This window comes from Corynebacterium sp. 122RC1 (assembly GCF_024580955.1).
GTDB lineage: Bacteria > Actinomycetota > Actinomycetes > Mycobacteriales > Mycobacteriaceae > Corynebacterium > Corynebacterium kozikiae.
Genome location: NZ_JANIKD010000015.1, coordinates 16,680 through 40,042, shown reverse-complemented (window position 1 = coordinate 40,042; position 23,363 = coordinate 16,680). Strand labels below are relative to the sequence as shown.

Below are 23,363 nucleotides of genomic sequence, written 5' to 3'. Positions count from 1 at the left end.
CATGACTCGCATCGAAAACCTCAATCAGTTCATCAACGGCCCCTGGCTGAGCACCCATGAAATCCCCGCCGACCGCGGCGTGGACGGTGCCTTCCACAAGCTGCGTGACGACGCTCAACAGGCAGTGCGTGAGATCCTTGAGCAGGAGCGCGGCACGCGAGCAGGCAAGCTGTACGCCTCTTTTATGGATACCGAAGGCATTGAGCGCCAGGGCATCGCCGCTATAGACGCGGACCTCGCACTGCTGGACGTGGACTCGGTGGAGGCCTACGTTGCGGCGCTCGGCGCATTGGATCGCGTAGGCGTGCCTGGGCTTCTGGGCTTCTGGGTGGAAAAGGACTCCGCAGGTGAAGACGCCCTGCTGTACCTCTACCAAGGAGGGCTGGGCCTGCCTGACGAGGCCTACTACCGCGAGCCAGCCCATGAGGAGACGCTGCGCGCCTACCAGGAGCATGTTGCAACGATGCTCGCCTACCTCCCGGAGGCCCAGCTTCTGGGCCTGAGCCCCGCCAAGGCCGCAGAGGCGATCGTGGAATTGGAGAAAGCCATCGCGGCTGGTCACTGGGATGTGGTGGCCTCACGGGATGCCGTTGCCACCTACAACCCCACCGAGTTTGCCGAGCTCCCCGAATACGTGCGCAACCTCCTTCAAGCCGCGGGCGCCCCAGAGCACAAAGTGGTGGTGATGATGCCGAGCTTCTTCACCCACCTCGGCGAGCTGCTTGACCAGAAGGAGCTGCGCGACTTCCGCCTGCTGAGCACCTGGCGGGTGCTGCACTCCCGAGCCGGCCTGCTCCCTCATGAGATCAGCCTGGCCGATTTTGCGTTCTACGGCACCAAGCTCACCGGCGCCACCGAGCAGAAAGACCGCTGGAAGCGAGGCGTTGAGCTGGCAGAGCGCCTGGTTGGTGAGGAAATTGGCCAAGAGTACGTGGAGCGCCACTTCCCCGCCTCCTCCAAGGCGGAGATGGAGGAGCTGGTGGGTTACCTCACCCGCGCCTACGAGGAGCGAATCAGCAACCTGGAGTGGATGACCCCCGCCACCCGCGAACGCGCCCTGGAGAAGCTTTCCAAATTCCGGGCAAAGATCGGCTACCCCGATACCTGGCGCGACTACGGCGAGCTCACCTTTGACACCTCCGGCGAGAACCTGGTGGAGAACGTGCGCCGTGGCGCCACCGCGGCCCACGACCGCGAGCTTGCCAAGGTGGGCAAGCCTGTGGACCGCAACGAGTGGGTGTGCACCCCACAAACCGTGAACGCCTTCTACCACCCCGTGGTCAATGACATCACCTTCCCCGCTGCCATCCTGCGCAGCCCCTTCTACAGCCCGGACAACGACGCCGCACAGAACTTTGGCGCAATCGGCGCCGTGATTGGCCACGAGATCAGCCACGGCTTTGATGACCAAGGCTCGCAGTACGACGGCGAAGGCAACCTCAAATCCTGGTGGACCGACGAGGACCGCGCCGCCTTCAGCCAGCTCACCGACAAGTTGGTGGCGCAGTTCGAGGGCCTCGTGCCCCAAGTCCTGCGCGAGCAGGAAAACGCACCGGGCGTGAATGGCAAGTTCACCCTTGGGGAAAACATCGGCGACCTCGGCGGGTTGGGCATCGCCGTGGTGGCCTACCGCAACTACCTTGCGGATCAGGGCTTGAGCTTGGACGCCTCCCCCATGGGCTCCTTCCCCGCCGAAGGCTCTGACCCCGCGGTGGCGCAGCAGGAGTGGAGTGGCCTGCAGCGGCTGTTCTTTGCCTGGGCCTTGGTGTGGCGCACGGCCATCCGCCCAGAACTCGCCGCGCAATACCTGGCCATGGATCCACACTCACCTGCGGAATTCCGCTGCAATGTGATTGCCGCGAACATCGCTGAGTTCTACCAAGCCTTTGAGGTGCCGGAGGACAGCGAGATGTTTATTGAGCCGAAGGAGCGCATTACCATTTGGTAGCGTCGTTCGCGCTGCGCATCGACCGCGCACCGTGTTTGCCGCGAGCCTTCTAGGATGGTGTGCATGGATGAACAAACCATGCGCGAACAATTCCAAGTAGGCGGCCAGGACCGCGAGCTCAGCGAGCCTGAACAGCTTGAGCAACTGGCCTCCTACTTCCACGCCACCTACGAGGCGCCGGCAAAGAACCCGCCGTGGTCTGCAGAACCCAGCGACCCGCTGCCCGCAGACACCTTTGACGCCCGCATGCCGGACCGGCTCACGCACGCCGCAATGCTCATGCTGGGCTCCGGGCTGGACCACTCCATGCCCGGCGTGGCCTTCATTGAGGGTGTGACCACCTCCAATGCAGATGGGATCAACGCGCAGGTGTTCCACCCGCGCACCCCAAACGGCACCTACGCCATTTCCTTGCACCCAGGTGGTTGGTGGAAAGGCGGCGGCGTGGCCATGGAAAACGCCTGGCGCCCTGAGGTTGCTGCGGTGGCCAACCTCTCCGGCACCACCATGGTGGACCTGGACTACCCGCTGCTGCCCGGCGCAACCGTTGCTGAGGTGATGCGGGCGGTGGAGCAGGCAGCGCAGTGGGCACGTGCCCAGGGCGCGAGCAAAGTGTTTGCGTGGGGCTACTCCTCCGGTGGCGCGCTCGCGGTGCTGTGCAGCGAACTGTTTGACGCCCAGGCGCTCACCTTCCCCCACCTGGATCTGTCCATGCTGCCCGCCGAGCTCCGCGAAGGCGTGGACTTTCCCGGCGCGGACACCTTCCCGCCAACGCTGATGCAGCTTGCCAGCAATGACGCCATCGCGGGCACCTACGAATGGGCGCAGGCAGGGGCGGACGTTGAAGTGCGCGATTACTGCTCAGAGCACCGCGTGAGCACCCCGGCGGTGGCGCGGCAGCGGGTGGAGGATGTGGCGGAGTTTTTCCGCGCACAGGCCTCCGCTTAGGAAGGGGCGTTGGGTTTAGGAGGGGGCGGTGAAGTCGGTGAGGTCGATGCCCTCCAAGGGGTCGGACTCCCGGCCTTCCTCCACTGGGGGCTCTACCTCGCAGAACACCACGGTGGCGCCGGTAGAGTCGGCAAGCAGCACCATGCGCCCAAATGGGGAATCCCACGGCTCGCGGATCAGCTCACCACCCAACTCCACTGCTTTTTGTGCTGCCTCATCAACGTTGGCCACACCGATGTAGGTTTGCCAGAAGCTCGGCACCTGCGGCGGGAACTGGCCCGCGGCGTTGAAGATGCCGGCAAATGGGGCGCCCTCTGCCAACGCGGTGGTGTATTCAAAGTCTGTGTCTGAATCCATGGTGGAGGTCATCCAACCGAACACCTGCGGGTAGAACTCGCGGGCCTCACGGTAGCCGTTTGCGGTGGTGCAGGTCAGCTCGTGCCATACCGGTGTACCGGGTTCCCCTGCCGCGATGAAAGCCTCCTCCCCCGCGGGTTCGATCAGCCCGAAGATCGCCCCGGCGGCGTCGACAAGCAACGCCATCCTGCCCAGCCGTGCCTCCATCGGCTGCGCCAGCACGCGCCCGCCTGCCTGTTCGGCCTCGGTGATGGTGGCTTCCATGGACTCGGTGAGGAAATAGGTGGCCCAAGTGTCTGGGTAGGGTTGCTCCTCGGGGCGCGCCACGAAACCTGCCACGGGCAGGCCCTGGATGCGGGCGATGTGGTAGCCGGAGCCGAGTTCCTCGATCTCCCAGCCGGCCACCTGGGCGTAGAAGTGCGTTGATTTACGCAGGTCAGAGCTTGCCAGGTCTACCCAGTAAGGCATGCCGGGCAGTGCTTGGAACGCGGGCATTACATGTTCCTCCAAACTTCTGGATCAAAGTCATCGTTTGCGGTGGCCTCGTCAAAGAAGTCATCCTCCTCATGAGCACCCACCACCACGCGGGCGCACACACCGCCAACGCAGACCACCTCGCCGCCGCGCAGGGTCTTGCCGCGGCGGGTGTCCACCTCTCCATTGACCGTAACCTCGCCCTGGGCAATGGCCTCTTTCGCGGCGCCGCCGGTTTCCACGAGGTTAGCCAGCTTGATGAACTGGCCGAGCTTAATTTCTTGGTCCCTTATGTGGACATCTTGGGGTTGCATGCGTGCCAGTCTATCCGCTTGCACCGCAGGCACTCACGCTCCCTCAAATCGAGTTGAGCACGGCGCGCTAAATCACTTGGTCGCGCGGGGTGATCACAATGCGATCAATGTTCATGTGCTCTGGCAGGCTGGCTACCCAGCGCACGCTCTCTGCGATGTCCTGTGCAGTGAGGTTGAGCTTGCCCTCATAGACGGCGTTCGCGGCGGCTTCATCCCCGCGGAACCTGATGAGGGAGAAGTCCGTTTGTACGCGCCCTGGGTTGATTTCCGTGATGCGCACAGGGCGGTCTTGGAACTCGATGCGCATCACCTTGTTGATCGCAGTCACGCCGAACTTTGCAGCGTTGTAGCCCGCGCCTCCAGCGTAGGCGTTGAAGCCAGCCACGGAGCTCATGTTGATGATCTGCCCCTGATCGCGCACCAGCATGTCCAACAGCGCTTTGGTAACGCGTAGAGTGCCCAGCACGTTGGTGTCATACATCCACTGCCAGTCCTCCACGTTTGACTGTTCAATTGGGTCCAGCCCGTGGGCGCCGCCGGCGTTGTTCACCAGGAGGTGGCAGTGCCCGAGTTCGCGTTCGATGGTCTGGGCGAATGCGGCCACTGAGGTGTCGTCGGTAACGTCCAGCTCCACGGCAAGGCCGCCGATTTCCTTTGCGATCACCTCAAGGCGATCCATCCGCCTTGCCGCAACCACAACCTTCCAGCCGTCCTGTGCCAGTGCCCGGGCGCTTGCCTCACCGATCCCCGAAGAACCTCCTGTGACCACCGCAATTTTCTGCTCACTCATGTGCTTAAGCCTCCACTGGTTTCTTGCCGCCGGATGTAAGTGTGTACCTGCAAGATCCTAGGGCGCGGCTTAGGATGAGTCCATGAATCACACACCTTCGGTGCTGTTTGTGTGCGTGAAGAACGCAGGCAAAAGCCAAATGGCCGCAGCACTCGCCCGGATGGAAGTAGCCAAGCTGGAAGCAGCGGGTGGCCCACACACGGAGATTTACTCCGCCGGAACCACCCCAGGTAAAGCGCTCAACGAGGACTCCCGAAACGCCGTGGAGAAGCTCGGCGCCACGTTTGCAGGCGAGCACCCCAAGGCCATTGATCCTGGGCTACTCCTGAACGCCGACCGAGTGATCCTCATTGGCCCTGAGGCACAGCTTGAGCCGGTGGAAGGCATGCGTGCCACTATCGAACGGTGGCTTCCCGACGAGCCCTCCCTCCGCGGCATCGAAGGCTCCGAGCGCATGGAGCTGCTCTCCGCCGACCTGCACGAGCGGGTCAAGGCGCTGCTTCGCGAACTGCACCACAGCTAGCGCTTAAGACTCAGACACCAGCCCGGCGGCGCCAAGCGGGCGATCATCAACCATACCCACCGCCTGCATGAGGGCATAGCAGGTGGTGGGTCCCACAAAGCGAAAGCCCAACTTCTTGAGCTGCTTGGCCATGGCGTGGGATTCCTCCGAGGTGCTCGAGGTTTGTTCCACATGCGCCGGGCGGCTGTGCTGCTCCGGGGCAAAGCTCCACAGCAGCTCACTCAAACCGCCGTGCTCCCCACCGTGTTCCCCACCCCGTTCCCCACCGTGTTCTCGCAGCGCCACCGTGGCGCGGGCATTGCTGAGCACGGCCTCGATCTTGCGGCGGTTGCGCAGGATTTTTGGGTTTTCCATCAGGCTTTGCACCTCTTGCTCACCCCACTGCGCCAGGGTGTCTGGGGAGAATCCCGCAAAGGCTTCCCGCAGCGCTTCACGGCGGGTCAGCACGATTTTCCAGCTCAGCCCGGCTTGAAAACCCTCCAAGCAGAGGCGTTCAAACAGGCCGTGTTCGTCTCGGATTTCCGCGCCCCACTCGTGGTCATAGTACTGCCTGAGCAGCTCATCTTCCGCCGCCCATTTGGGCCGCGCGCGGCCATCGGGGCCAATGATTAACCCAGTGGTGTCAGCCGCAGCCTGCACCGGCGCCTGTGCGGTTTCCTGGTGTTGTGCAATCTGTTGTGAGTTCATACCTTCTTTAGACTCCAATTCTCCCTGCCTGGTTCCCTAGCCTCCCCGAGCTGCGGTGATGGGATCGGGGCTTGGGGGCGTCGGCAGCCGCTCCTCTTGTTCTCCGCTCCTTATGCTCAGCGCTGCTCCTGCATTTCCGGGCGCAGTTCCACCTGCCGCACTGTGATGTTGATGCGGCCTTCGCGCAGGTCAAGGCCCTCGGGGCTGGTGTCGGGGAGGATTTCCATGACGCCGTGGAAGATGTCGCGGGCGGGGCCGCCGAAGATGAGGACGTCGCCGCTGCACAGCACGATGTCTTGCCAAGGTTTGCCGCGGTGTTCGGTGTTGCCCACGCGAAACCTGGTGGCGTTGCCCAGGGAAATGCTCACCACCGGTGCTTTTGAGGCCTCAAAGAGGTCTTGGTGCATGCCCATGCCGGCGGTGTCGCTGTAGTAATTGATGAGTGCGGTTTGCGGCACAAACGCGCCTTCGCCCGCCCACGGATGCAGGTCTGGGCACAGCTCCGCGGCTTCGCGTACCGACGTCACCGCCAGACCACGCAGCACCTCCGGCAGCGGCGGAACCGCTTGGCCTTCAAGTTCGCGGACGTACCCTCGGGTGCGCGGGTCCCAGTGCATGCCCACGCTCATCATGAACGCGCTCATCGTGCCGCCCGCCCACCGCGGCTGATGCATCCTCAGCGGTGTACCCGCCAAGCGCCGCGCCTGTTCACGGGCACCAGTGAGCAACTCCGCCTGTTCGCGGAGCCCAATCCTGTGTGCAAGCAGCACAATTCCCGGCGCGATCCGCTGGCTTTCGCGCTCGGGGAGGATCTCGGATGCGGGGAACAGGGCGGCCATAGGTCCGCCAGTATAATCGGGCGGCATGAGCCAAGCAGAGCACACTTCGAGGATTACCGACGAGCCCAGCGCCCACACCGAACCGCGCAGCACGGCCACGGAACATGCAACCATGGCCGACCAGCGCGCTGGCAAGTGGCACATCCCGATGACTGAGGAGATTTCTCAGCAGATCAGCACCAATTTGGACAAGGTGCATGCCTACAATCAGCTTGCGCCGAGTGAGCGGGAGGCTCGAACTGCCCTGCTCAAGGAGATTTTGAACCCCGCATCTGGCGAGTGCGTGGTGCAGCAGCCATTCATGGTGGAATACGGGATCAACACCACGATTGGGCAGGGTTCGTTCCTGAACTTTGGTGCCACTATTTTGGATACGGCTGAGGTGCGCATTGGTGAACGAGTGTTGATCGGGCCAAACTGCCAGCTCATCACGGTGGGCCACCCCGTGGATTCGGTGGAGATGCGCGCTGCATGGTGGGAGATTGCCAAGCCGATCACCATTGAGCAGGACGTGTGGCTCGGCGCTGGGGTAACGGTGTTGCCCGGCGTGACTATCGGTGAAGGCGCCGTGGTGGGCTCAGGCGCGGTGGTAAGCAGGGACATCCCGCCGCGCACCCTTGCCCTGGGTGTGCCTGCGAAGGTAGTGCGTGCGCTCGATGAACAGCGCGCACAGGAGGAACTGGCACAGCTTGGCGATGTTCCGCTGCACCCGCAGCAGGGCTAACCGTGCGCTTTGATATTGAGCGCATAGGACACGGCCTGCCCGTTTTGGCGCAGGCCGATGCGTGGGCTGCCGCCTTGCAGGAACGAGGCTGCCTGGTGATTGAGGCCCCGCCGGGCACGGGCAAAACCACCTTGGCACCGGCGGTAGTTGCCAACCAGGTGCGGGGCACCACTGTGGTGGTTGCGCCTAGGCGGGTTGCGGTGCGCGCCGCCGCCAGGCGGCTGCGGCAGCTCAGCGGTGCCCCTGAGGCTGTGGGTGTGAGTATCCGCGGCGAGCACACCCCAGGCAGTGAGGTGGAGTTTGTCACCCCAGGGGTGCTGCTGCGTAGGTTGCTCACGGACCCCGAGCTCGCCGGCGTGGATGCGGTAATTGTTGATGAGGTGCACGAACGCCAAGTGGACACCGACCTCCTGCTGGGCATGCTCATCGAACTGCGCGAACTGCGCCCCGAGCTGCTATTGGTTGCCATGAGTGCAACGGTGGACACTGTCCGCTTCGCGGAACTGCTTGGTGGCGGTGGCGAATCCCCAGACCAAATTCCGGCGCCGGTGGTGCGCACCGAGGCCGCCTTGCACCCACTGAACATTCATTATGAGCCGCTGGCTGGCCGCTTCCCGCTCACCCGGGATTACGCGGCAGGCCTTGCCCGTATTGCCAAGCGTGAACTCGCGGCACTACCGGAAGGCCAGGCGGTGTTGGTGTTTGTGCCTGGTGTGCGCGATGTGGAGGTATTGAGCCAACTCATTGGCGCAGACGCCCGTCCGCTGCACGGCAGGTTGGCAAGCTCCATACAAGACGAGGCGTTTCAGGGTGGTTCCCGGATTGTGGTGGCCACGGCGATTGCGGAGAGCTCGCTTACCGTCCCTGGAGTGCGCGTGGTGGTGGATGCAGGTTTAGCACGCACCCCCAAACGGGATGTTGCCCGCGGTGTGCAAGGTTTGGTCACGGTATCTGCCAGCAAAGCCGCCGCAGATCAGCGCGCCGGACGCGCGGGACGTGAAGGCCCAGGCAAAGTGGTGCGTTGTTACCGCGAGGAGGAATACCAGCACTTTCAGGCGGACATCACCCCGGAGATCGCCTCCGCGGACCTCACGTTTGCGGCGTTGGCTCTGAGTTGCTGGGGCACGCCCTGGGCCAAAGGCTTCCCGCTGCTTTCACCGCCAAACACCGCGGCGTTGCACCAGGCATACACCACCTTGCTCACCCTCGGGGCCTGCACTGATTCGGGTGAGGCTACCGCTTTTGGCCGCGAGCTCGTGACGTTGCCGGTGGATCCTCGCCTGGGGGCGGCGTTACTCCGCTGCGGAGCGCAGGCCGCATGGATGGTTGCCGCACTCAGTGAGGAGGTGCCAGGAACCCTCACTAATACACGCTCTGGAACTTCCGGCGCTGGATCTCCCGGCGCGCCAGGCACTCAGGGCCAGGCTGCCCACGCCAACCGCGCAGACCTTAACAAACAAGCTCGCAGGCTCGCAGCATTGGTAGATGACCTCGGCCCGGTGTCCGCGGGCGTAGTGGTAGGCAGCGCCTACCCAGATTTTATTGCGCGCAATGTTTCCAAAGATGCCAAGCAGCACATCTACCTCAGTGCTTCGGGCACGAGGATTGAGGTGCCTTTTTCCCACGGTGAACCATGGTATGCAGTCGGCGCAGCGCGGAACAGTGGCAACGCCACCGGCGGCGGAGGGGGCTCGGCGCACACCATCCGCGCGATCAATGGCGCGCCCATCAGTGAGTCCGAGGCGCTGGAACTCATAGGGGTGCATGAAACCCATGAGGCGTGGGTGGAGGAAGGCAAGATGCGCGCGGTGCGCGTGAAGAGGGCTGGGCACATTGAGCTCTCCCGAACCCCAACGTCAGTTTCTGCCACAGACATGGGGCTTTCTGAGGACGAGCTCACTCGGGCACTCATGGAACACCAACGCAACAACCCCAGCACTCCCCTGCTCACCCCGGAGCCCGAGGCCCGCCACCTTTTGGAACGCCTGGCGTTTCTGAATAAGCATGTGGGTGAACCCTGGCCGAATACCAGCCCTAGGAAACTGGCACAACAATTGGACTGGCTGGAGCCGGAGTTTCGCCAGCTTGCGCGGGGCGAGAAGGCTGCAGGGATCGCCTTGTTGCCAGCGGTGCAGCGCCTGCTGCCGTGGCCGGAGGCCGCGCGCCTGGACAACCTCGCCCCGCCAAGCATCACCGTGCCCAGTGGGCGCGCTGTGCGCGTCGATTATTCCGGGGAGCAACCCACCCTCGCAGTGAAGCTGCAGGAGTGCTTTGGGCTTGCTGCCTCGCCGGAAATTGTTGGTGTGCCGGTGCTGTTTCATCTGCTCTCCCCCGCTGGGCGCCCGCTTGCGGTGACCGCGGACCTCGCCAGTTTTTGGGCCAACGGTTACCAGGCGGTGCGGGCGGAAATGCGCGGGCGCTACCCTAAGCACCCGTGGCCGGAGGACCCCACCACCGCGCAGGCCACGGCGCGCACAAACACCCGCCGCGCTTAGGCAAATCTCTTAGGCAAATTGCTGAATGCTGAGGTAGATACTCATCACCACCACCAGTGTGAGCAGGGCAAAGCGCAGGAACTTGGTGCCGCCGGCGAGCACCGTGCGCGCCCCCAACTGCGCCCCGGCAACGTTGGCCAGCGCCAACACGATTCCAAGCAGCCACAGCACATGCCCACCGGCGATGAACATCGCGAGCGCACCAAGGTTCGTGGAGGTGTTCACCACCTTCGTCAGCGCCGAGGCCCGCAGCAGATCCTCGCTGAGCAGCGCGGTGAACGCCATGATCAAAAACATGCCGGTACCTGGGCCAAAGATGCCGTCGTAGAACGCGATGAGCGCCACTGCCAGCAGTGCCAACAGCTTCCTGCGCGGCGCCCCCGGCCGAGCTTGCTGCCCGAATTGCGGCCGCAGAGCCACAAACGTACCAGCGGTGAGCAGCAGCACAATCACCGCCGGGCGCATCACATCTTTACTTAACGACGCCGCCAGCACCGCACCCACTCCAGAACACAGCGCGGCAACAGGCACGAAGCGCACGGCGAGGCTCATATCCACCCCAATCTTGCGGATGAGCGCCCACGCCGCAGACGCCGTCCCGGAGACCGCGGCGAGTTTGTTGGTGGCGAGCACGCTCGCCGGACTCAGCCCGGGAGCCACGGCCATGAGCACAGGGATCAGGATGAGTCCGCCTCCGCCGATTACGGCATCCACCCAGCCAGCAAGCATCGCCGCCCCAACCAGCAGGGCCCAGCCTGTACCCGCGATGTCTACGCCGAACAACTCACTGAACAACTCAGCCATGCGTGCTAGCGTACCGTAGGCATATCGGCATCTCGCCCCGTCAGCATCGCGTCCAAGGAGAAGCCCTCGTGCCCACGATTCCCGCTCCCGCTGTACCTGACACCCCGCAGTGGCGGAGGTGGGCTGTGGTGCTGCCGGCGTCGGTACTCCTGGGCTGGGGCTTGAGCCTGCTTGGGGTGCCTGCGGCGTGGATTGTGGGGGCGATTTTGGCTTCGGGTGCGGTGGCGCTTTCCAGTGGCCGCGAGCTGGAGGTGAACCGTCATGTGTTCAACCTGGGCCGCGGGCTGATTGGTGTCATTGCCGCGCTGCCGCTACTGAACTCAGACGTGAGAACGCTGAGCCACTTTCTGCTGCCGGGGCTGGCAGTGAGCGTGTGGACACTGGCGATTTGCCTGGCGGGCGGTCTGGCGCTGGCGCGGACCAGGCGGGAGATTTCCACGGAGACGGGCGTACTTTCGCTACTTGCCGGCGGGGCCTCAATGATGCCTGCGCTGGCAAAAGATTTGGGTGCGGATTATTCCTACGTTGCGCTGAGTCAATACCTGCGCCTACTCGCGGTGAGTGTGAGTTTGCCGCTGCTCACACACCTTTTTGCCCCGCCCGGCATGGGTGAGCACCCGAGCCTCGCACCGACGGAGATTCACTGGTGGGCGGTGGTACTTCTGGTGGCGATCGTACTCGTCGCGCCACGGGTTGCTACCTTCTTGCGGATTCCCGTTGCGCAGGTGTTTGGGCCGATGCTCACCACGGTAGGCGTAGGCCTGCTGCTGCCCGACCCACAGGTGCTCATTCCGCCCACGGGCATGCAGGTGTTCGCTTTTTTGTGCATCGGCTGGATGTGCGGCGGCGCCCTGAGTGTGCCCGCGCTTCGGCGTTTTGCGGCGCAACTTCCTGCGACCATCACCTTCATCGTGGTGCTGATCGGCGGCTGCGCACTCAGTGCCTGGCCTCTTACGGCTTGGCTTGGGATTTCCTACTTCGAGGCCTATCTTGCCACCACCCCAGGCGCATTGGAAACCGTGCTGGCGCTTGCTTCTGAGGGCAACGCGGGGCCCTCAGTGGTGGCCATCCAACTGGTGCGCTTGGTGTGCATCCTGCTCACCGCGGGACTGCTGCCCAAGTTCCTACAGCGGATACGGGGCTAGCTGGTGAGCTAGGAGGTGGGCTAGCTGGTGAGCTTTGCCATGATGCGCTCGAGTGATTCCAGATCTTCGGCGGCGAGTCCCAGCTCATGCTTGAGGGTTTCCTGCATCACCAGGGCCTTGGGGCGCAGCTCAGCACCCTTGTCTGTGAGGAAAACGTGGACCTTGCGGAAGTCGCTATCCACGTGCTCTTTGCGCACAAAGCCGCGCTCCTCCATGCGCTTGAGCAGTGGCGAGAGGGTGCCGGAGTCCAGGTCTAAGGGGTCTGCGAGCTCGCCGACGCTGAGACCGTCGCGCTGCCAGAGGCACACCAGCACGAGGTACTGGGGGTAGGTGATGCCCCACTGCTCAAAATACGGCCGGTAGATGCGCTGCATCAGCCGCGAGCCCGTATAAAGCTTGAAGCAGAGGTGGTGTTGAAGTTGCAAACGCTCAGACATGCGCGTAATTATATTGCACACAATGTAAATGACTCAAGCGGTGGCACAGGCTTGCTTCCAGCATGAGCGTGCCGCACTGCTGTTCGCTCACTGCTTTCCATCACCGCCCGACCGAAGGGACATCCATCATGCTCACAGCCGCCTACCTGGCAGCAGCCGCGGCAGCTGCGCTTCACGTATTCATCTTCTACCTGGAATCTTTTGCCTGGACCACCCGCGCCCGCAAGGTGTTCGGCACAACTGAACAAGAAGCCGCAAACACCAAGGAAATGGCATTCAACCAGGGTTTTTACAACTTGTTTTTGGCGATCATCGCCGCTGTGGGCATCGCGTTACACAACCATGCGTTGATCTACGCGGGCACCGGCTCCATGCTCGCGGCAGCGCTGGTGCTTGCGCTCACCTCCCCCGACAAGCGCGGCGCGGCAGCCAAGCAGGGAGTATTCCCCCTACTCAGCGTGCTGCTGCTTGCCTTGAGCTAGCCCTCAAGCACCTGCTCGCGCAGGATTGACATAGGAATGGAACCCAACGCCAGCGCCTTTGAATGGAACTGCTTGGTGCTCATGCCGCGCTCGGCGGCTTCTGCACGCAGATTCTGCCACAGGCGCTGCCCCAGCGCGTAGGAAGGCGCCTGGCCAGGCCACCCGAGGTAGCGGGTGAGCTCGAAGGAAAGATTGGCGTCATCCATCGCAGAGTTTTCCCGCAGGAAGTGGCGCGCGTAGCCAGCATCCCACACACCGGTTCCCTCGGGAACCGTCTTGCCCAGGTGAACACCGATGTCCAACACCACGCGGGCCGCGCGCAGCCGCTGCGCGTCCAGCATGCCCATACGAGTGCCAAGGTCCTCGTGGTAGCCCAGCTCATCCATGAGCTGTTCGGCATACAACGCCCAACCCTCGCCGTGCCCGGAGTTCCAACACACCGAGCGGCGCCACAGATTCAGATTGCCGCGCTCACAGGTGGCCTGGCCGCACTGCAGATGGTGCCCCGGCACGGACTCGTGGTACACGGTGGTGAGTTCTTGCCAGGTGTGGAAAGTCTCCTGGCCTGCAGGAACAGACCACCACATGCGCCCTGGGCGGCTGAAATCATCAGATGGTGGCGTGTAAAAGATCCCACCGCTGCCGGCTGGGTCAATCTTGGCTTCGATGGTTTGTACCGGGGTGGGGATGTCAAAGTGCGTGCCATTGAGGTCTGCGATCGCCTCATCGGCCTTGGTCTGCATCCACTCGCGCAGCGCGTCCACACCCTTGATGGTGTAGCGCTCCTCATTATTGAGCTTGCGCATGGCGTCACGCACGTTGGTGCCCTCGCCGTACAGTTTCGAAGCGATCACCTGCTGCTGCGCAACGATCTCCTGGAGTTGCTCGAGGCCCCAGGCGTAGGCGTCGTCAAGATCAACGATGTCACCCACAAATAGGTGGCTAAAACGCTGGTAGCGTTCGCGGCCCACGGCGTCTGCGTCGGGAGCGTGCGGCGCGAGCTGGTCCGTCAGCCACTCTGACATCGCACCGAACGCGGCCTTTGCCTCCTGGACAGGTGCGGACTCCGGGTCCACACCCAGGTTTTCTAGGAGTGAGTCAGACTGAGCAAGCTCCTCACATTGACGCGAGACCGCGTCTACCTGGCGAATGGGGGCTACGCGGCCGTGCGACGCGGCCAAGGCCAAAGACTCTCGATATCCCGCGAGTGCGGCTCCCACCTGAGAAAGGCGTGATGCGATGGCATCGCGTTGCTCAGCGGTGTCCTGCGGCATCAGCAGGAACGTATCGCGGATTTCCTGAACCGGGGAGGCCAGGTTGTTGAGCTGGCCCGTGAACTCATCGTGGTGGTGCAGTGCGAGGTCCAGGCAGAGGCGGTCACGGAGCACCTCTGCGGTGACGATGTCTACGTCGTCGAAGTCCTCTTCGTCATCGTTGTCATCGGTGCCATCGTCAAAGGCGTCTACGTCGGCAAGCAGCTCACGGTGGCGGTCCATCAATTCCTCCCAGTATGCGGGGGAAAAGTCTTGGAGTTCGCCTTCAAAGCCCTCGATGCCCCACGCAGTTGCGTTGGTGGGCGAGATCCGCGCGAGGTCATACACGTAGTCCTCACAGGATGCGTCGAGCAAAGAGGGGGTACGAGATTCAGGATTGACTGAAGTCATAGCCCGCTAGTCTAGCCACTTGCACGCACCACCACCACCTTTGCCCCTCTCCTGGGATTCTCCGCTGAGATTCGGCGGCGCGGCGAGTAGCCTCAAGCGGCACTACCTGGTATTTTCTTTAAGCCCCGCACCTTGGGATGCTGCAACTGAATGCCATTTCAACCCTGGGTAGGTCCACCGATCAAAGGAGGTAAACAGCGAGTCGATATCCTCACTCACGATGATCGAGTCCAAATACCGCTGATCAATGAAGCCCTCCTCACTCATATGTTCCAGGGTGCGCACCAAGGGAGTCCAGTATTTATCCGTGTTCAGCAGTGCCACCGGGCCGGTGTAAGGACCAAGCTGCTGGCGCACCAGCACCTCAAACAGCTCCTCTAAGGTGCCCATTCCGCCGGGCAGTGCGATGAACGCATCCGCGAGCTCCTCCATTTTGGCCTTGCGCTGTGCCATGCCTTCGGTCACAATCAGCTCGCTCAGCCCCGGCTGCGCCAACTCCAAGTCCACGAGGGAACGCGGGATGACGCCCACCACTTCCCCACCCGCCGCAAGGCAGGCTGAGGCAAGCTCCCCCATCAAACCGACGCTGCCACCGCCGTAGACAAGCCGGATTCCGCGCGCGGCGAGCTGCTCACCGAGGGCCCTGGCTGCGTCGGAAAACGCGCGGCGATCACCAAAGGTGGAGCCGCAGTACACCGCGACCGAGCTGATGGTTGGGCTGAGGCCGCGCACCATCACCGTGCCCTGGCTGGCGCCCACTTCCACCGGCGGGCGCGGTTGGGTCACGAACCCGTGGCGAGCGTAAAGCCTGCGGGCAGGGTTGGCGTCTTCCACCAGCAATGAAATGCCGCTCCAACCGTGGCGCGAGCCATAGCCGGCGAGCTCCTCGATGAGCCAGCCGCCAATACCCTTGCCCTGCCACTGCGCATCCACGTTCATCACCAGTTCTGGGGCTTGCGGCGCCACAAAGCCGAGAGCCTGGGCAAACACCACCCACGCAACGCCCACTGGCTGGCCCTGGGGTGTTTCTAGGACCAAGCCAACGTCGCCGCGGGCCGGATCAAAACCCATGTAGGCGTTGTATGGCGGCGTTTCCAACCCTTCCGGGCTGAGCACCTGGGCAAAGCGGTTCGTGTTGGTGAGCATGGCATGTGCGCGCAGCGGCAGGTCATCGGCGCGCATGAGGCGGTATTGGAGGCCCTCCACCGGAAATGGGGTGCGGGCTGGGAAATGCGTGTGGCTAGGAGCCGCGGTGTGCTGCTTGTTCATGATGTGTGTGATCCTATACAGCTTTGGTGATTGCTCAGAGTTGGTTGGGGTCTTGGGGTTTTGGTGTTGTGTTCTGGGAACAATTGGGGTGTGCGGATGAAATAATTCTGTACCGTTCTGTCTATAGAAATATATAATATATGACGCGGTTATTTTTTTTATTAGACAATGCGGTCTATCTGTGTGTATGGTGTTGCGCATGGAAAGCTCGGCACGCTTACGCACCGCCCCGTCATTTACCAGACCCTCCTCACCCGCGGCAGCATGTTTGCACCTCATCCGACATTTCCAACCCGTCATGCGCTCCACCCTCATCGAGGGCACCGGCCGCTCCCAACCCACCGTGACCAGGGCCGTCTCCGCGCTCATCGGTGCTGACCTGGTCCGCGAACGCCCAGACCTCTCCACCCCCACCGGCCCCGGGCGCCCCACGATCCCACTTGAGTTGGCCACCTCCCCATGGATCCAAATCGGCGTGGCCGTAGGCACCAAGGCCACCTACATCGGCGCGGTAAATTCGCGCGGCGCAGTGCTGCGCGAGCAGATGATCGACGTCACCCCGTCTGCCATTTCCGTGGATGAATTCATTGAAATCGTGGCCACCCACACCAACAACTTGGCTAAGTTCAGCGAGCTGCCCATTGCCAACTTTGGCATGACCACCTCCGGCGTAGTCACGGATACCGGTATGGTCACCGCACCCAACCTCGGCTGGGAAAACACTGACGTGGTGAGCAGGCTGCGCCGCCGCATCTACGTTCCCATCACCGTGACCAGCGTGATCACCGCGATTGCCGGTGCGGAACAGCAGGCCCAATCCCCGGCGCGCCCCGCCCGAGTGCTGGTGTTCTACGCCGACGACTCCATCGGTGCCGCCGTGGCCTCCCCCGAGGGCGTGCAATTGCTCCCGGTGCGCCACCTGCGCAGCCTGGAGGATTCCGCCACCAACCTGGCCGCCAAGGTAAATCCCGCCGAGATCGTGCTTGCTGGCAGCGCTTTTGAGGTCCCCACCACTGCCCGTGCGGTGGGTCGAGCGCTGCGCCAGGTGGCCGCCGATGCCGAAATCCGCGTGATCCCCACCCACTTAGACAATGCGCGTGCCGCCGCGAGGGCCGTGGCGTTGGATCGCCTCATCGATGATCCCCTCGGCCTGGCAAAGCGCCTGGCCAGCGCGGCTTCTGCTCCCGCAGCGAGCGCGGTTTCTGGGCTAGGAACGGGAGCAAAACGCCGCCCCCAGCCTGGGTTCGGGCGCTAACTGAAACGCACGGACTCCAAACTGACCTGCTCCGCGGTATCCTTGTGCGCCTGTGCAGTCTGCACATAGCGCCCGGCGTGCGGGATGAACGCGGCCGATTGTTCGTCGGAAAGCTCCCGGCGCACCTTCGCCGGCACGCCTGCGGCCAGAGACTTCGCGGGGATTTCCTGCCCTTCCAGCACCACGGCACCAGCGGCGATGAGACTGCCAGCGCCCACCGTGGAGCGAGACAGCAGCGCAGACTGCATGCCCACCAGCGTGCCATCGCCCACTGTGGACCCATGCACTAGGGCCTGGTGTCCCACGGTGACGTCGTTGCCTAGGGTGCAGGGGGCGTCGGCATCCACATGCAGCACCGCGTTGTCCTGGATGTTTGTGCGCTCGCCCACGGTGATGGTGTTGATGTCGCCGCGCAGGACGCAGCCATAAAACACTGAGGAGTGTGCGCCGATTGTGACGTCGCCGATGATCGTTGCACCGGGAGCGATGAATGCCGTTTCGTGGATTCGCGGGGTCTTGCCGTTAATAGCGATGATCGTTGGTGTGTTCATGAGGGGCTCCTAGAAGGGTTCGAGTTGGCTGATGGAGGTGAACAACCTCGCATCAAACCCCAAGCGCTCGGCGGCGGCGACGTTGATCGGGCTGTCGTCAAAAAACACAATGTTTTCAGGGGGCTCACCCAAGGCTTGTGCGGCGTACTCAAAGGCGCGCGGATCGGGCTTGACCAAACCGATTTCCGCAGACATGCACACCGTATGGAATCGCTCCAACACTGGCAGCTTGGCACGCGCAGGCGCCATGAAGTCCTTTGGGATGTTGCTCAGCAGACCAACTTTGGTCCCCTCATCAATAAGCTCCCCCACGCGGGCCGCCATTTCCTGATCGGGCGTCATGGCAATGGAGATATCTATTTGGTGCAGGTCAGCCCAGTCCAACTCACCAGTACCCATTTCCCCCAAGCCCAGGGCCGCCTGCATTTGGTGCCAGAATGAGTGGGGGCTCATCAGGCCCGCATCAAAATCCGGGCGCAGGCGGGTGTAGGCCTCAAGGAAGCTGCGTGAGTCCGTGGCCCCGGCAGCCCCCTGCAGACGCGCTAAGTCCTTGTCTGAGGGCACTTTCATAATCACGCCATAGAGGTCAAAGAGTATCGCTGCCATGATGCGAGTCTAGTCCCCCCTGGCGCTGGGGTGCGAATGTTTAGTAGCGGTCGTTTACGCGACGATTTGCCTCACGGCCCGGGTGCGATGGGTGCTCACCTGGGTAGCCGGCAGCAACAACCAACGCCACTGCATGGCGCTCACCACCTGGCAGGCCCACTGCCTTGAGCACCAATTCCTCATCCCAGCCAGTGGTCGGGGAGGTGGCCAAACCCTCACCCTGGGCTGCGAGCAGCAGGAAGCCAGCCACCAAGGTGGCATCCTTAATAGCCGACTCACGCAATTTCGCCGCATCGAGGCCAGCGAAGAAGTTCTCCACCCACTCGCCGCGCTCATCGCCAAGAATGTCCTTGAGGTCAGTGGGTACGTCGGTACGCGCGACGGCCACGAACACTACGGGTGCGTCACGCAGTTGGGCCTGGCCTGAGGCCTCAAACAGGGCATCCTTGACCTCCTGATCACGAACCACCACCAGGTCGGCGCGCTGCGCGTTGAACGCGGTGGGCGCTTCCAGGGCCTGGGCTACCACGCGGTCCAGGACCTCGTTGGTGACCTCTTGGTCGGAGTACTGCCTGGTTGCGCGGCGGGTTGCGATTGCTTCAGCAACAGTCAAAGACATTGCGATTCCCTTCTTCTTGGTTTAAGCACATGCGGATAAAGTTGATGTAACAACAAATACTCTTTTGGTGGGAGTCTTGCAACTGCTATTTGAGTTCGCGGCTGGCCTCCCTGCGAACAAGCTCCTCCAGCACCTCCAGGGAAATGTCCTCCAACTTGTTCACATACACGCAGCTCACCCCAGTGGAATGCTTGCCCATTTTCTCCAACAGGTCGGGAAAATCCTTCAGCCCGTAGAGCGAAATCTTGGCCTTGGCCAGCCGGAACCCCACCAGGAACCAGTCGCCGTGGCGCCCCGACGTGGACTCATAGTGCGTCGCCCCAAAACCCACCATCCCGGTGCCCCACATCACAGCCGGTTCCCCGGTGGCGCGCTCAAACAATTCCAGCAGCATCTTCCCCTCATGGACTCTGCGCTCCCAAGGCAGTGCAGCCACATGATCCGCCGGGGATTCCTCAGTGGGGCGGGTTTTGATGTCTTTTGCCACCTCGCCCGTATGCCCGCGGGTGACTTTGTGCCCCAACGGCTCCGGCTTGGGGACCTCACCGGCGAGCCCCATTCCGCGCTCCCCCAGTGCAGCGTGCAAACGTTCCAGACCACGCTTTCCGACGCCATGCAGTGCCAACAATTGTTCGTACTGCACACCGTCGAGCTGCTCCAGACAGGTGTAGCCCGCGGCGACGAGCGCGCCGCGGGCTGGCGCGCCTACGCCCTTAATCGAATCCAGCGCAGTGCGGCTTTCAATGCTCATGTCGGAGAGTGTATAGACCTTTCTATAAACTGGGTGCCCTGAAGCGAGAGGGAGGAAGGTGCAATGGAGGAAAACCGCTCGCAAGGCGACCCACTTCCAGCCGAGGCCTTGGAATACACAGTGATCAACAAGCTGGCCGAACTACCGCTTTCAGCACGCATTCCTTCCAGGAGAATTTTTGAGGACGACTGGCGCGTGCGCCCCACGAAAGCACACCCCCACCCTGTGATCCTGATTCACGGCACAGGGGTGACCAAAGGCGACTGGATGGAATTGGGCGCAGACCTACGCACCGCGGGCTACGCCGTGTTTGCCCCTGACTTTGGGCTGCGTGCAACGGCCCCCGTGGTGGAGTCTGCCAACCAAATCAGCGCCTACATCCACGCCGTGCTCACCGTCACCGGCGCAGAGAAGGTGGTGTTGGTTGGCCATTCCCAGGGTGGGGTGTTGGCGCGTTATTGGATGCAACTGCTCGGCGGAGGAGACAAAACCCATCAATTGATCTGCCTTTCCACGCCAAACCATGGCACTACCAGCGGCGGCGTGGCGGCGTCTTTACTGCGTACCCAACGCGCACAGGCGTTGATGGGGAACATGATCCAGGGATTTTTCGGGCCTGCGGGACCGGACATGTTGGAGGAATCCTCCGTGATTGCTCAGCTCAACGAGCACGGAGAGACGCTGCCCGGGGTGTATTACACCTGCATTGCCACCCATGCCGACTCCCTCATTTCCCCGGTGGAATCCTGCTTTTTGGAGGGCGAGGGCGTGCGCAACATGTTCATCCAGGACATCGACCGCCGCGCCCTGGTTCTCCACGAAGACATGCCCCGCGACAAACGCGTGCGCGCTCTCGTACTGGAGGAAATTGACCGAGTGAATCCTGGGCTGCCTCCTATTGATAGCTCACAAACCACGGACGAGGAGTGACTTCGCTGTAGGTTTGCGCCGGGCTGAAGGTAGGCGTGTCCTCATCAATAAAGTTCTTCCACGCGAGGAAGAACCCCGGCTGAAGGTCTTGACGCAAGGTGTCCCAGGTGCCCAGCTTGTCGCCGGGATTGCCGTGGCCGTCCGCGTGCAGCACCCACGCCAGTTCAGGGCGTGAGGTGTCAATGGCTTCGCGGCGCTCCAGCATGCCCAGTTGGAATTGGTGTACCACCAGCACTTTCTGAGGCAGGTTGTGCTCTTTTGTGAAGTCCGCGAGCCACGTTGCTACCTCATTGACCTCTGCGGCATCCACGCTACCGATGCGCTGCATGGGTTTTTCGTGCGGCTGGATCCTCCACTCAGGGTCCAAGGCCAAGCCGACGTGCGGCAGCGCCAGCAGCTCCTCATAACGCTTCGCTTGGTCAAGGAACCTTGCCTGGCCAGGCTGCAAATCCAAGATGGCGTAACCCCCGGCGCGACCGATAGCGTCCACATACGGGCGCAGGTCCTCCACGGCAGTTTCATTGGAGTAGTCCCCGTCAGGCCCGGCGCCTGCGGTAGCAACGGTGGCAATGATTTCAAAAGCCGGCAAGATATGTTCCTCGGGGGCCGCGTCCTTGTACTGTTCCACCAGTTCTTGGACTCTTTGCACCGCCTCTTGCGGACCCTGCTCGCCTAGTACGCCCAGCGCTGGTCCGGAAGGGTGGCCATAAAGGGCCACCATCCGCCGTCCCGGGAATACCACGCCTCCGCCACCAGGCACCTCGCCTGCTCCGGCTAGCGCCAAGGCTTGCGCAAAGGTGCCCTGTGCTTGGTCGGTGAGCACCAGTGCAGGTGCCTCAGGATTGGCCATCACCCGCTGGCTTTCCCTTGGGTCATTCACCACCTCCACATCGAGGCCCAGTGCCCGGACGCTAGCGAGCTGCTCCAGCGGGGTCTCCGGCGTAGCGAGCACCGCGAAGTCCTGTTCCTGCCGGAAGGAAGGGGTGACGGTGAGCGGGTCCGGATCGGGATCCGGCTGGTTGGTGGTCTGGCCCGTGTTTTCGGAGTATGTTTCCAGGCTTACCCCAAGTTCAGCTGCAAGCGCCTGTGCATCTTCCGGGGTTGGATCCACGAGCAAAGGCATCCCCTCAGCAATTGCCTGGGCCGCGGCAGCTACCGCCCGGTCTTGCTGCGCAACCAGCACTGCGGAGGGTTTATGTTCCTTCGGCAACATGCTGGAAGCCAACGTGATCAGAGCAGGGGTTTCTTGAGGGCTAAAGAATTGGGTGTGCTCGAGCGCGGCCTGTGGCTCATCGCTTCCCGAGGGGGTGCAGGCGGCGAGGGCAGCGGTAAAAGCAGCAACCAGCGTGCAGGCGATGCCACGCGGCAGTGCAGTGCTGAACATATGTGGGTCCTTTTTGTGGAGGGGCTTGCGTGCACGGACACTACCGAGACCCCCGGACACGCCTACTCTTCCCTACCCCCAATAAGGGCTACTCGTACTGCTTTGCCTGCAGTTCTTTTGCCACATCAGAGAATCTGAAGCGATCCACTGTCTTGTGCTGCTGTGAGGTCATGGCTGATGTTCGCGCCTACGCTGTGGAACGTTCCATCAACCAGAAAGATGAGGCAAATGGCTGGGAAAATTCGCGTAGCAATCGCAGGCGTGGGCAACTGCGCCAGCTCACTGGTGCAAGGCGTGCACTATTACAAGGACGCAAGCCCGGAAACCTTAGTGCCGGGACTCATGCATGTGCAGTTCGGTGACTACCATGTGGGCGACATCGAGTTTGTTGCTGCCTTTGACGTAGACGCCGCCAAAGTGGGCTTGGATCTTTCTGAGGCCATTAACGCCTCTGAAAACAACACCATCAAGATCTGCGACGTCCCCACCACCGGGGTGAGCGTACAGCGAGGCCCCACGCTGGATGGGCTGGGCAAGTACTACCTGCAGACCATTGAGGAGTCTTCCGCCGAGCCGGTGGACGTCGTGAAAGCACTCAAAGATGCGCAGGTAGATGTACTCATTTCCTACCTTCCTGTGGGATCTGAGGAAGCAGACAAGTTCTATGCTCAGTGCGCGATCGATGCCGGTGTGGCATTCGTCAACGCCCTGCCAGTGTTCATCGCTTCCGACCCCGAGTGGGCCGCCAAGTTTGAAGCTGCGGGCGTGCCCATTGTTGGCGACGACATCAAGAGCCAAGTAGGCGCCACCATCACCCACCGCGTGCTCGCCAAGTTGTTTGAGGACCGCGGGGTCACCGTGGACCGCACGATGCAGCTCAATGTGGGCGGCAACATGGATTTCAAGAACATGCTTGAGCGCGAGCGTCTTGAATCAAAGAAGATCTCCAAGACGCAGGCCGTGACCTCCAACTTGGACCAGGAAATTGAGGACCGCAACGTTCACATTGGCCCCTCCGACTACGTCGGCTGGCTCGACGACCGCAAATGGGCCTACGTCCGCCTCGAAGGGCGCGCATTCGGCGATGTCCCGCTCAACCTGGAGTACAAGCTCGAGGTGTGGGACTCCCCCAACTCCGCAGGCATCATTATCGACGCGCTCAGGGCGGCAAAGATCGCACTCGATCGCGGGCTCGGCGGCCCAGTGCTTCCGGCCTCGGCCTATCTGATGAAATCACCGCCGCAGCAAATGCGGGATGAGGCGGCACGGGCGGCACTGGAGGAATTTATCCAGGGGTAATTCTGGGCATTTGGGCGATGTTTCACGTGAAACATCGCCTTTTTACTTGGGGTGGAAAAATACTTTTA

24 protein-coding genes are annotated in these 23,363 nt (G+C 62.4%); 10 read left to right on the top strand and 14 right to left on the bottom strand.

Annotated features, from left to right (window positions below; translation table 11 throughout):
• Position 1 precedes the first annotated feature (1 nt).
• Positions 2–1,948 (top strand): M13 family metallopeptidase, encoded by a 1,947-nt coding sequence (locus tag NQ050_RS08230; RefSeq protein ID WP_257038819.1) that lies wholly within the window; start codon positions 2–4, stop codon positions 1,946–1,948.
• 63 nt (positions 1,949–2,011) lie between these two features.
• The gene (locus tag NQ050_RS08225) at positions 2,012–2,896 is read left to right on the top strand and encodes an alpha/beta hydrolase (protein ID WP_373456431.1); all 885 of its coding nucleotides are present in this window, start codon (positions 2,012–2,014) and stop codon (positions 2,894–2,896) included.
• Positions 2,897–2,911: 15 nt separating this feature from the next.
• On the opposite strand, the gene NQ050_RS08220 is transcribed toward NQ050_RS08225, so the two are convergent.
• From NQ050_RS08220 to NQ050_RS08210, 3 genes are all read right to left on the bottom strand, one after another.
• Positions 2,912–3,748, bottom strand: coding sequence for a VOC family protein (locus NQ050_RS08220; protein ID WP_257038817.1), 837 nt, complete (start codon positions 3,746–3,748; stop codon positions 2,912–2,914).
• Positions 3,748–4,041 (bottom strand): RNA-binding S4 domain-containing protein, encoded by a 294-nt coding sequence (locus NQ050_RS08215; RefSeq protein WP_257038816.1) that lies wholly within the window; start codon positions 4,039–4,041, stop codon positions 3,748–3,750. Before NQ050_RS08215 ends, NQ050_RS08220 begins: the two co-directional genes overlap by 1 nt.
• A 67-nt stretch (positions 4,042–4,108) precedes the next feature.
• Positions 4,109–4,831 carry an SDR family oxidoreductase gene (locus NQ050_RS08210; RefSeq protein ID WP_257038815.1) on the bottom strand — a complete coding sequence of 241 codons (723 nt, stop codon included), beginning with the start codon at positions 4,829–4,831 and terminating at the stop codon, positions 4,109–4,111.
• Positions 4,832–4,913: 82 nt separating this feature from the next.
• Here NQ050_RS08210 and NQ050_RS08205 point away from each other — a divergent pair, with 82 nt between their 5' ends.
• Complete coding sequence (locus tag NQ050_RS08205) at positions 4,914–5,354, top strand: low molecular weight phosphatase family protein (protein WP_257038814.1); 441 nt, start codon at positions 4,914–4,916, stop codon at positions 5,352–5,354.
• A gap of 3 nt (positions 5,355–5,357) precedes the next feature.
• Here the strand turns inward: NQ050_RS08205 and NQ050_RS08200 are convergent, their stop codons facing one another.
• Positions 5,358–6,041, bottom strand: coding sequence for a DNA-3-methyladenine glycosylase I (locus NQ050_RS08200; RefSeq protein WP_257038813.1), 684 nt, complete (start codon positions 6,039–6,041; stop codon positions 5,358–5,360).
• A 116-nt stretch (positions 6,042–6,157) separates the two neighbouring features.
• On the bottom strand, positions 6,158–6,880 hold the full coding sequence (locus tag NQ050_RS08195; protein ID WP_257038812.1) for an alpha-ketoglutarate-dependent dioxygenase AlkB: 723 nt from the start codon (positions 6,878–6,880) through the stop codon (positions 6,158–6,160).
• Between the two features lie 25 nt (positions 6,881–6,905).
• On the opposite strand from NQ050_RS08195, the gene NQ050_RS08190 reads away from it, so the two are divergent.
• Together NQ050_RS08190 and NQ050_RS08185 are read left to right on the top strand one after the other, a co-directional pair.
• Positions 6,906–7,604, top strand: coding sequence for a sugar O-acetyltransferase (locus NQ050_RS08190; RefSeq protein WP_257038811.1), 699 nt, complete (start codon positions 6,906–6,908; stop codon positions 7,602–7,604).
• Positions 7,605–7,606: 2 nt separating this feature from the next.
• Positions 7,607–10,099: an ATP-dependent helicase C-terminal domain-containing protein gene (locus tag NQ050_RS08185; protein ID WP_257038810.1), complete on the top strand. Its 2,493-nt coding sequence runs from the start codon at positions 7,607–7,609 to the stop codon at positions 10,097–10,099.
• A gap of 9 nt (positions 10,100–10,108) precedes the next feature.
• Here the strand turns inward: NQ050_RS08185 and NQ050_RS08180 are convergent, their stop codons facing one another.
• Positions 10,109–10,903 carry a TSUP family transporter gene (locus NQ050_RS08180; protein ID WP_257038809.1) on the bottom strand — a complete coding sequence of 265 codons (795 nt, stop codon included), beginning with the start codon at positions 10,901–10,903 and terminating at the stop codon, positions 10,109–10,111.
• 68 nt (positions 10,904–10,971) lie between these two features.
• On the opposite strand from NQ050_RS08180, the gene NQ050_RS08175 reads away from it, so the two are divergent.
• Positions 10,972–12,048 (top strand): AbrB family transcriptional regulator, encoded by a 1,077-nt coding sequence (locus NQ050_RS08175; RefSeq protein WP_257038808.1) that lies wholly within the window; start codon positions 10,972–10,974, stop codon positions 12,046–12,048.
• Positions 12,049–12,068: 20 nt separating this feature from the next.
• Here the strand turns inward: NQ050_RS08175 and NQ050_RS08170 are convergent, their stop codons facing one another.
• A complete protein-coding gene (locus NQ050_RS08170; RefSeq protein ID WP_257038807.1) occupies positions 12,069–12,485 on the bottom strand; it encodes a MarR family winged helix-turn-helix transcriptional regulator in 417 nt (138 codons plus the stop codon).
• A 128-nt stretch (positions 12,486–12,613) separates the two neighbouring features.
• Here NQ050_RS08170 and NQ050_RS08165 point away from each other — a divergent pair, with 128 nt between their 5' ends.
• A complete protein-coding gene (locus tag NQ050_RS08165; RefSeq protein WP_257038806.1) occupies positions 12,614–12,967 on the top strand; it encodes a DUF1304 domain-containing protein in 354 nt (117 codons plus the stop codon).
• On the opposite strand, the gene NQ050_RS08160 is transcribed toward NQ050_RS08165, so the two are convergent.
• Together NQ050_RS08160 and NQ050_RS08155 are read right to left on the bottom strand one after the other, a co-directional pair.
• Complete coding sequence (locus tag NQ050_RS08160) at positions 12,964–14,631, bottom strand: DUF885 domain-containing protein (protein WP_257038805.1); 1,668 nt, start codon at positions 14,629–14,631, stop codon at positions 12,964–12,966. The two genes, NQ050_RS08165 and NQ050_RS08160, sit on opposite strands and share 4 nt — an antisense overlap.
• Positions 14,632–14,733: 102 nt before the next feature.
• Entirely contained in the window at positions 14,734–15,900 is a 1,167-nt protein-coding gene (locus NQ050_RS08155) for a TIGR00730 family Rossman fold protein (protein WP_257038804.1), read from the bottom strand.
• A 199-nt stretch (positions 15,901–16,099) separates the two neighbouring features.
• On the opposite strand from NQ050_RS08155, the gene NQ050_RS08150 reads away from it, so the two are divergent.
• On the top strand, positions 16,100–17,155 hold the full coding sequence (locus tag NQ050_RS08150) for an ROK family protein (protein WP_257038803.1): 1,056 nt from the start codon (positions 16,100–16,102) through the stop codon (positions 17,153–17,155).
• Here the strand turns inward: NQ050_RS08150 and NQ050_RS08145 are convergent.
• The 4 genes from NQ050_RS08145 to NQ050_RS08130 form a co-directional block, all read right to left on the bottom strand.
• A complete protein-coding gene (locus tag NQ050_RS08145; protein ID WP_257038802.1) occupies positions 17,152–17,706 on the bottom strand; it encodes a gamma carbonic anhydrase family protein in 555 nt (184 codons plus the stop codon). The genes NQ050_RS08150 and NQ050_RS08145 overlap by 4 nt on opposite strands.
• Before the next feature lie 9 nt (positions 17,707–17,715).
• Positions 17,716–18,312 carry an HAD family phosphatase gene (locus NQ050_RS08140; protein WP_257038801.1) on the bottom strand — a complete coding sequence of 199 codons (597 nt, stop codon included), beginning with the start codon at positions 18,310–18,312 and terminating at the stop codon, positions 17,716–17,718.
• A gap of 40 nt (positions 18,313–18,352) precedes the next feature.
• Positions 18,353–18,931 carry a nitroreductase family protein gene (locus NQ050_RS08135; RefSeq protein ID WP_257038800.1) on the bottom strand — a complete coding sequence of 193 codons (579 nt, stop codon included), beginning with the start codon at positions 18,929–18,931 and terminating at the stop codon, positions 18,353–18,355.
• A gap of 85 nt (positions 18,932–19,016) precedes the next feature.
• Positions 19,017–19,682, bottom strand: coding sequence for a DUF1801 domain-containing protein (locus NQ050_RS08130; protein ID WP_257038799.1), 666 nt, complete (start codon positions 19,680–19,682; stop codon positions 19,017–19,019).
• A gap of 63 nt (positions 19,683–19,745) precedes the next feature.
• Between NQ050_RS08130 and NQ050_RS08125 the strand changes: the two genes are divergently transcribed.
• Positions 19,746–20,612 (top strand): triacylglycerol lipase, encoded by an 867-nt coding sequence (locus tag NQ050_RS08125; RefSeq protein ID WP_257038798.1) that lies wholly within the window; start codon positions 19,746–19,748, stop codon positions 20,610–20,612.
• On the opposite strand, the gene NQ050_RS08120 is transcribed toward NQ050_RS08125, so the two are convergent.
• On the bottom strand, positions 20,578–21,996 hold the full coding sequence (locus NQ050_RS08120) for a hypothetical protein (RefSeq protein ID WP_257038797.1): 1,419 nt from the start codon (positions 21,994–21,996) through the stop codon (positions 20,578–20,580). The two genes, NQ050_RS08125 and NQ050_RS08120, sit on opposite strands and share 35 nt — an antisense overlap.
• Positions 21,997–22,215: 219 nt before the next feature.
• On the opposite strand from NQ050_RS08120, the gene NQ050_RS08115 reads away from it, so the two are divergent.
• Positions 22,216–23,295 (top strand): inositol-3-phosphate synthase, encoded by a 1,080-nt coding sequence (locus NQ050_RS08115; protein WP_257038795.1) that lies wholly within the window; start codon positions 22,216–22,218, stop codon positions 23,293–23,295.
• The last annotated feature ends 68 nt before the right edge of the window (positions 23,296–23,363 follow it).

Coding starts and splice junctions, on each gene's coding strand:
- NQ050_RS08205 (WP_257038814.1), top strand. CDS start 4,914: ATGAATCACACACCTTCGGTGCTGTTTGTGTGCGTGAAGAACGCAGGC.
- NQ050_RS08200 (WP_257038813.1), bottom strand. CDS start 6,041: ATGAACTCACAACAGATTGCACAACACCAGGAAACCGCACAGGCGCCG.
- NQ050_RS08230 (WP_257038819.1), top strand. CDS start 2: ATGACTCGCATCGAAAACCTCAATCAGTTCATCAACGGCCCCTGGCTG.
- NQ050_RS08125 (WP_257038798.1), top strand. CDS start 19,746: ATGGAGGAAAACCGCTCGCAAGGCGACCCACTTCCAGCCGAGGCCTTG.
- NQ050_RS08115 (WP_257038795.1), top strand. CDS start 22,216: ATGAGGCAAATGGCTGGGAAAATTCGCGTAGCAATCGCAGGCGTGGGC.
- NQ050_RS08160 (WP_257038805.1), bottom strand. CDS start 14,631: ATGACTTCAGTCAATCCTGAATCTCGTACCCCCTCTTTGCTCGACGCA.
- NQ050_RS08130 (WP_257038799.1), bottom strand. CDS start 19,682: ATGAGCATTGAAAGCCGCACTGCGCTGGATTCGATTAAGGGCGTAGGC.
- NQ050_RS08215 (WP_257038816.1), bottom strand. CDS start 4,041: ATGCAACCCCAAGATGTCCACATAAGGGACCAAGAAATTAAGCTCGGC.
- NQ050_RS08155 (WP_257038804.1), bottom strand. CDS start 15,900: ATGAACAAGCAGCACACCGCGGCTCCTAGCCACACGCATTTCCCAGCC.
- NQ050_RS08225 (WP_373456431.1), top strand. CDS start 2,012: ATGGATGAACAAACCATGCGCGAACAATTCCAAGTAGGCGGCCAGGAC.
- NQ050_RS08170 (WP_257038807.1), bottom strand. CDS start 12,485: ATGTCTGAGCGTTTGCAACTTCAACACCACCTCTGCTTCAAGCTTTAT.
- NQ050_RS08220 (WP_257038817.1), bottom strand. CDS start 3,748: ATGCCCGCGTTCCAAGCACTGCCCGGCATGCCTTACTGGGTAGACCTG.
- NQ050_RS08135 (WP_257038800.1), bottom strand. CDS start 18,931: ATGTCTTTGACTGTTGCTGAAGCAATCGCAACCCGCCGCGCAACCAGG.
- NQ050_RS08150 (WP_257038803.1), top strand. CDS start 16,100: ATGGAAAGCTCGGCACGCTTACGCACCGCCCCGTCATTTACCAGACCC.
- NQ050_RS08120 (WP_257038797.1), bottom strand. CDS start 21,996: ATGTTCAGCACTGCACTGCCGCGTGGCATCGCCTGCACGCTGGTTGCT.
- NQ050_RS08140 (WP_257038801.1), bottom strand. CDS start 18,312: ATGGCAGCGATACTCTTTGACCTCTATGGCGTGATTATGAAAGTGCCC.
- NQ050_RS08145 (WP_257038802.1), bottom strand. CDS start 17,706: ATGAACACACCAACGATCATCGCTATTAACGGCAAGACCCCGCGAATC.
- NQ050_RS08190 (WP_257038811.1), top strand. CDS start 6,906: ATGAGCCAAGCAGAGCACACTTCGAGGATTACCGACGAGCCCAGCGCC.
- NQ050_RS08210 (WP_257038815.1), bottom strand. CDS start 4,831: ATGAGTGAGCAGAAAATTGCGGTGGTCACAGGAGGTTCTTCGGGGATC.
- NQ050_RS08195 (WP_257038812.1), bottom strand. CDS start 6,880: ATGGCCGCCCTGTTCCCCGCATCCGAGATCCTCCCCGAGCGCGAAAGC.
- NQ050_RS08180 (WP_257038809.1), bottom strand. CDS start 10,903: ATGGCTGAGTTGTTCAGTGAGTTGTTCGGCGTAGACATCGCGGGTACA.
- NQ050_RS08165 (WP_257038806.1), top strand. CDS start 12,614: ATGCTCACAGCCGCCTACCTGGCAGCAGCCGCGGCAGCTGCGCTTCAC.